This is a genomic window from Flavobacterium sp., from assembly GCF_046317795.1.
Taxonomy (GTDB): domain Bacteria; phylum Bacteroidota; class Bacteroidia; order Flavobacteriales; family Flavobacteriaceae; genus Flavobacterium.
The window spans coordinates 1-6,395 of sequence record NZ_JBKCVI010000008.1 but is presented as its reverse complement, the minus strand read 5'-3'; the positions used below and the strand labels follow the sequence as shown (position 1 = coordinate 6,395).

General features: G+C 32.6%; 6 protein-coding genes. 3 read left to right on the top strand and 3 right to left on the bottom strand.

The window, feature by feature from the left end:
- Positions 1-854, bottom strand: an 854-nt coding sequence (locus ACK5ON_RS00350) for a CPBP family intramembrane glutamic endopeptidase (RefSeq protein WP_409818802.1), incomplete at its 3' end; no start/stop codon positions are given.
- A 73-nt stretch (positions 855-927) separates the two neighbouring features.
- On the opposite strand from ACK5ON_RS00350, the gene ACK5ON_RS00345 reads away from it, so the two are divergent.
- Together ACK5ON_RS00345 and ACK5ON_RS00340 are read left to right on the top strand one after the other, a co-directional pair.
- The gene (locus tag ACK5ON_RS00345) at positions 928-1,269 is read left to right on the top strand and encodes an arsenate reductase family protein (protein WP_396176611.1); all 342 of its coding nucleotides are present in this window, start codon (positions 928-930) and stop codon (positions 1,267-1,269) included.
- 73 nt (positions 1,270-1,342) lie between these two features.
- Positions 1,343-3,796 (top strand): TonB-dependent receptor domain-containing protein, encoded by a 2,454-nt coding sequence (locus ACK5ON_RS00340; RefSeq protein WP_409818800.1) that lies wholly within the window; start codon positions 1,343-1,345, stop codon positions 3,794-3,796.
- A 50-nt stretch (positions 3,797-3,846) separates the two neighbouring features.
- Here ACK5ON_RS00340 and ACK5ON_RS00335 read toward each other — a convergent pair whose 3' ends face one another.
- Positions 3,847-4,020 carry a hypothetical protein gene (locus ACK5ON_RS00335; RefSeq protein WP_409818798.1) on the bottom strand — a complete coding sequence of 58 codons (174 nt, stop codon included), beginning with the start codon at positions 4,018-4,020 and terminating at the stop codon, positions 3,847-3,849.
- A gap of 185 nt (positions 4,021-4,205) precedes the next feature.
- Between ACK5ON_RS00335 and fumC the strand changes: the two genes are divergently transcribed.
- On the top strand, positions 4,206-5,603 hold the full coding sequence (gene fumC / locus ACK5ON_RS00330) for a class II fumarate hydratase (RefSeq protein WP_409818796.1): 1,398 nt from the start codon (positions 4,206-4,208) through the stop codon (positions 5,601-5,603).
- A gap of 95 nt (positions 5,604-5,698) precedes the next feature.
- On the opposite strand, the gene ACK5ON_RS00325 is transcribed toward fumC, so the two are convergent.
- Positions 5,699-6,196: a CAP domain-containing protein gene (locus tag ACK5ON_RS00325; RefSeq protein ID WP_409818794.1), complete on the bottom strand. Its 498-nt coding sequence runs from the start codon at positions 6,194-6,196 to the stop codon at positions 5,699-5,701.
- Positions 6,197-6,395: the final 199 nt, after the last annotated feature.

The following is a 6,395-nucleotide window of genomic DNA, read 5'->3' as shown; positions in this document are numbered from 1 at the left end:
ATATATAATAGGATTGGAAATATTATAAAGATTGGAACTAAAATTTCAAATCCTACTGATGGCAATGAGTTGTCTTTTAAAATAGAATGCGTTTGAAAAGCAGACCAATCGGAAGTTATTAATAAGGCACCAACTAGATTGTTAGCTGCGTGAAAACCTAGAGCCAATTCCATTCCTTCATCCATTAATGTAATAATTCCAAGAAAAAAACCAGTTCCTATATAATATACCAAAATGATATAACCCATTTTTTCAACTTCGGGATTAGCAATATGCAAACCACCAAAAATAACGGAGGTCATTACAAGTGGAAACCATTTGTTTTTAGCCAACAATGCAAATCCTTGCATCAAATAACCTCTAAAAACATATTCTTCGGTGCTGGTTTGTATTGGAATTAATAAAATCCCAATGATTGCTAAAATTAAAAACGGAATGGGTTTAAAATTGACAACAAAACTTTCAGGACTCGAGTAATACATAATCAATGTCGATACGACTGTAAAAACACTCCAAATACCAAAGGAAAAAAAGACCCTTTTCCAATCCACTTTTTCTCTTGAAGTGGTAACTGATAATAAAGTTTGCTTGTGAAAATTTCTAACCACTAATATAATTGCAAAAAAAGCAAAAACAAAAGATAGCAAAATGAGAAATAGTGTGGTGTTGGGTTCCAAAAAAGTCATCATATCACTTTCATTTGTTGGAAAACTTTTTCCACTTTTAAAAGATTTTACAAAAATGGCAACCATTAATGGTATTTGACCTATTGTAGCGGCAAGAATAATCAACACTGAACCTACAATATATTTCCAAAATTTATTTTCGGGTAAGAAACCATTTTCTATAAACATGATTGACTTAAATTTTAATTCACGAAATTAACTTTTTTCTACTAATATCAATTACTTTGCAAAAAAATTATCTATGTTTCAAATACTTCATAATCCTAGATGTGGAAAATCAAGAAATTGTTTGGCTTTCTTAAAAGAAAATGATGTTCCATTTGAAGTAATCAACTATTTAGAAAATCCACTCTCAGCTATTGAAATTAAAGTTTTACTAAAAAAACTCAATTGTAAACCAATAGAATTAGTGCGTCAAAAAGAAACTATTTGGAAAGATAACTTTAAAGGTAAACCGCTTTCAGATGAAGATATTATAAAAGCTCTAGTAAAGTTTCCAATTCTCATTGAGAGACCTATAGTCATTGACAGTAAAAAAGCCATAATTGCTAGGGAAATTCAAAAACTAAATAATTTTATTTAACATTCACTTGGGAATAACTTTATATAAACTACTTAAATTTGCACAAATATTAAAATAATTTGTATATACAAATATGAAAAAAATAAAAAAAATTACCACCTACATTTTACTATTCATTTCCTTAATAACCTATTCTCAACAAAAACCAGCACTTCCAAAAATCGTTATAACTGGTACTATTGTTGAAGCTGTGAGCAAAAAACCTTTGGAATATGCTACTATCACGCTTAAAAATACCACAAATCCGAAAATGATTTATGGAGGAATAACCGATAGTAAAGGTAATTTTTCAATCGAAGCAGCAGCTGGAACTTTCAATATCATATTTGAATTCATTTCATTCATACCATTAGAGTTAAAAGAAAAACAATTGACTTCCAATACTAATTTAGGCAAAATAAGCTTAGAGGAAGATATTACTCAATTAAACGAAGTAGTTGTTCGTGCCGAAAAAACCACTGTTGAAATCAAATTAGATAAAAAAGTGTACAATGTAGGTAAAGATTTGATGGTAAAGGGAGGAACAGTTAGCGATATATTAGATAATATTCCTTCTGTTTCAGTAGATGTTGAAGGTAATGTTAGTTTGCGCGGTAACGAAAATGTTAGAATATTGATAGATGGAAGACCATCTAATGCAATCAATATCACAGAAGCATTACGATTAATTCCAGCAGATGCTATTGATAAAGTGGAAGTAATTACAAATCCATCCGCTCGCTATGATGCAGAAGGTGGCGGTGGTATATTGAATATTGTGCTCAAAAAAGGAAAAAATCAAGGATTAAACGGAACAATCATTGGCACAACGGGTTATCCAGAAAACAATGGTATAAGTGCAAACATTAATTATAAATCAAAAAAATTCAATTTATTCACCACTCAAGGGTATAATAATAGAAATAGTCCCGGAAATGCAATTACCAATTCCAGATATCTAAACCCCGACAATTCAACAAAAAACTATATGAACGAAAAAAGAGAAAACGATCGTTTCAGTAATAGTTATAACAATGTGATTGGTATAGAATTGTATTTAAACGAAAGTACTAGTTGGACAAATGCAATAAATTATAGAAATAGCAATGGAAACAATCGTGATGATGTAGACCAATTGTATTATGATGTAAATAATGTGTTTGAATATACTAGAAATCGTCTTAATGAAGAAGATAGTAATAGTGAAAATATCGAGTTTACATCTAACTTTATCAAGGATTTCAATAAAAATGGCCATAAATTAACCATAGATGCTTCATATTCAAAAAACAATGATGAGAACAATGCGCTTATTACAGATACTAATACTAATTCAACAACAGTAATAACAGATATAACTTCCAATAATCAAGAACAAAACAGAATTCTTCTTCAATCGGATTATGTTTTACCATTTGGTGATGGACAGCAATTTGAAGCAGGTTATCGTGGTAATTTTTTAGAAACAGTATCTGACTTTAGTGCAAATAGAGATGGAAATCCTATTAGTGATTTTACAAATATCTTGGAATATAACGAAAAAGTAAATGCACTTTATACTCAATATGGATTTAAAGTAAGTAAAACATCGGTATTATTTGGACTTCGTTTTGAAGACTCTAATATTGATGTTAATCAATTGGGAACAAACGATTATAATAATAAAAAATACAGTGACTTCTTTCCTAGTGCTTTTTTTACGTATGAGTTATCAAAAGAAACCAGTGCATCAGCTAGTTACAGCAGACGAATTCAACGACCAAGAGGAAGACAATTAAATCCTTTTAACAGTTTATCTAGTAATGTAAATATTTTTGTTGGAAACCCTGATTTAGATCCTGCATACACTGATGCTCTAGATTTTGGATACATAAAAAGATGGTCAAAATTAACTTTCAATACTTCAATGTACCTCAATAGAACATCTGGTGTATTTCAGTGGGTAAGAAAAGAAACTGCTTTAGAGGATAATGGAATTCCAATCATTTTAACAACACCTATCAACTTAGCAACCGAATACAGAGCAGGGTTTGAGTTTACGCTAAATTATTCTCCCTATAAATGGTGGAAATTAAATGGAAATTTTAATTTCTTTTACAATGAAACAGATGGTGACTACACCTACGAAAATAACAATGGTGTCGAAGTTTATCAAAACTTTGATTTTAAAGCTACTTCATGGTTTGCGAGAATAAATTCAAAAGTCACTTTACCTTATAAAATAGATTGGCAAACCAACATGACTTATAATGGTGAACAAAAAAATGCACAAGGTAAAAACTTAGGTATTTTTGGAATGAACTTAGCATTTAGTAAGGATGTCCTGAAAGATAAAGGAACTGTTGCTTTCAATATCAGTGATGTTTTCAATTCAAGAAAAAGAATTGTAGAAAACTATTTGGCTGGTGTTGTTGATGTCTACAGCGAAATGCAATGGCGCGTAAGACAATTTACCCTTTCCTTTACCTATCGTTTCAACAAACAGAAAAACGAAAAAGAGAAAAGACCAAGAGGTCAGCAAGAAGATGGTGGAGATTATCCTGGATAATAAAGAAAGCCCCGAAATTTCGGGGCTTTCTTATAAAATATAGTTTGTAACTATACTGTTTGTTCGGCTGCTTTTTTAGCTCTTCTTTCTTGGAGTAATTCTCTAACACCACCAAAAACCCAATAAGGAACAATGAAAGTGATTAAAAACATCATCAACCAAAAACCAATTGTTAAAATGGTTAAGAACGCTAAGAAACCTAAATACTGTTGAAATTCAAACATGTTTTCCGGATTTTTTTTGAATTATACGCAAATATAAGTCGAAAATTAATCCTATCCAAAAACAATATCAATTTTTATTAAATACTTTTTATCACTAATTTTGCAATGCTTTTTTAGAAACACCTGCCTGCAGGCAGGCAGGTGTTTCAGTAACAACAAACCATAAACAACAAACAAATAACAATATGGAATACAGAATTGAAAAAGACACAATGGGCGAAGTAAAAGTTCCTGCCAACAACTATTGGGGAGCACAAACAGAGCGTTCCAGAAATAATTTTAAAATTGGTTCATCTGCCTCAATGCCCAATGAAATCATTGAAGGATTTGCCTATCTCAAAAAAGCGGCCGCTTATGCCAATTGTGATTTAGGCGTGCTTTCGACAGAAAAACGTGACGCTATTGCAGCTGTTTGTGATGAAATTCTTGCAGGAAAACTTAAAGACGAATTTCCTTTAGTAATTTGGCAAACCGGTTCTGGTACGCAAAGCAACATGAATGTGAATGAAGTGATCGCGAATCGCGCTCAAGTACTTGCTGGTTTTAAAATTGGCGAAGGCGAACCAATTGTAAAAGCCAATGATGATGTAAACAAATCACAATCATCTAACGATACATTTCCAACCGGAATGCACATTGCATGTTATAAAGCGGTTGTAGAAACTACCATTCCGGGCGTGGAAAAACTTCGTGATACTTTGGATGCAAAATCAAAAGAATTCATGAGTGTCGTCAAAATTGGTAGAACACATCTTATGGACGCAACACCTATAACATTAGGTCAAGAGCTTTCGGGTTATGTTGCTCAATTAAATTATGGTTTAAAAGCACTAAAAAATACTTTATCCCATTTATCGGAAATAGCGCTTGGGGGAACAGCTGTTGGAACTGGATTAAATACCCCTGATGGATATGATGTAAAAGTAGCTCAATATATTGCCCAATTTACAGGTCACCCATTTGTAACTGCTCCTAATAAATTTGAAGCATTAGCTTCTCATGATGCCATTGTTGAGTCTCATGGCGCATTAAAACAATTAGCGGTTTCATTAAATAAAATAGCAAACGATATTAGAATGCTAGCGTCTGGGCCACGTTCCGGAATTGGTGAAATATTAATTCCAGAAAACGAACCCGGCTCCTCAATAATGCCAGGAAAAGTAAACCCCACGCAATGCGAAGCACTAACAATGGTTTGTGCCCAAGTAATGGGTAACGATGTAGCCATTTCGGTTGGAGGTATGCAAGGTCACTATGAATTAAACGTATTCAAACCAGTAATGGCTTCCAATTTCTTGCAATCTGCTCGATTACTCGGTGACGCTTGTGTATCTTTTGAAGAACATTGTGCTAGCGGTATTGAGCCCAATTATTATAGAATAAATGAATTAGTTAACAATTCCCTCATGCTTGTAACGGCATTAAATACTAAAATAGGGTATTACAAATCGGCCGAAATTGCACAAACAGCTCATAAAAACGGAACTACATTAAAAGAAGAAGCCGTTAGATTAGGTTATGTTTCAGCAGAAGATTTTGATGCTTGGGTAAAACCAGAAGAAATGGTTGGAAGTTTAAAATAATGAAAAACAAAAACCCACTCCATGGAGTGGGCTTTTCCGATCTGTCAAAATCAAACAAAACAATAATCAAACTATTTTATGGTTACCCATGTTTATCATTTTTTGATAAACATGTTAGTGTAGTATTTTCTACCTGTTTGAGTGTCGGTGGTCACTGACATTCCAAAGTGAGTGTAATCTCCTTCGATGTTGGCTTTGTGAGCTGGACTATTCATCCAAGCACTAAAAGCACTTTCGGGCATTTGGTAATTGTAAGCAATATTCTCGCCTACTCTTTCTGCACCTAAAACTTGAATAAGATTGTCTGAGCGTTGTTGAAAATAATCGTGGTTGACCACTTTATTGTCAATCATGTAGGTATTGTGCTCTTCTGATTTGTAGGAGATGTGATTTACAACTTCCAAAGAATTTAAGCCAATGCTTTGACGGTAATTGTTGATTAGTGTAACTAATCTTAATTCCGTATCGTTGTAATTATAAGTAGTTACAACTCTTTTGTCTTCAGCTGTTCCTGATGTTTCATCAGAGGAACAAGATACCATAGTGAGAACGATTGCTAACGGCAACAATGCTCTAAACATTTTTGCTTTCATAGTAGTAGGTTAAGTTTTTTAAAGTAGATGTGGGGCAAACACTTTAAGGTTAAAAATTTTGACAGAACGTATTATTTAAATTGGTAGATGTGGGGCAAATACTTTATTTAATTAATATTGAAAGAACGTATTGTTTGTTTTTGTTGTACAATGATATTACTTTTATCGTTTAAATAACAAATAAAATCGATGAAATGCA

Coding starts and splice junctions, on each gene's coding strand:
- ACK5ON_RS00335 (WP_409818798.1), bottom strand. CDS start 4,020: ATGTTTGAATTTCAACAGTATTTAGGTTTCTTAGCGTTCTTAACCATT.
- ACK5ON_RS00345 (WP_396176611.1), top strand. CDS start 928: ATGTTTCAAATACTTCATAATCCTAGATGTGGAAAATCAAGAAATTGT.
- ACK5ON_RS00340 (WP_409818800.1), top strand. CDS start 1,343: ATGAAAAAAATAAAAAAAATTACCACCTACATTTTACTATTCATTTCC.
- ACK5ON_RS00325 (WP_409818794.1), bottom strand. CDS start 6,196: ATGAAAGCAAAAATGTTTAGAGCATTGTTGCCGTTAGCAATCGTTCTC.
- fumC (WP_409818796.1), top strand. CDS start 4,206: ATGGAATACAGAATTGAAAAAGACACAATGGGCGAAGTAAAAGTTCCT.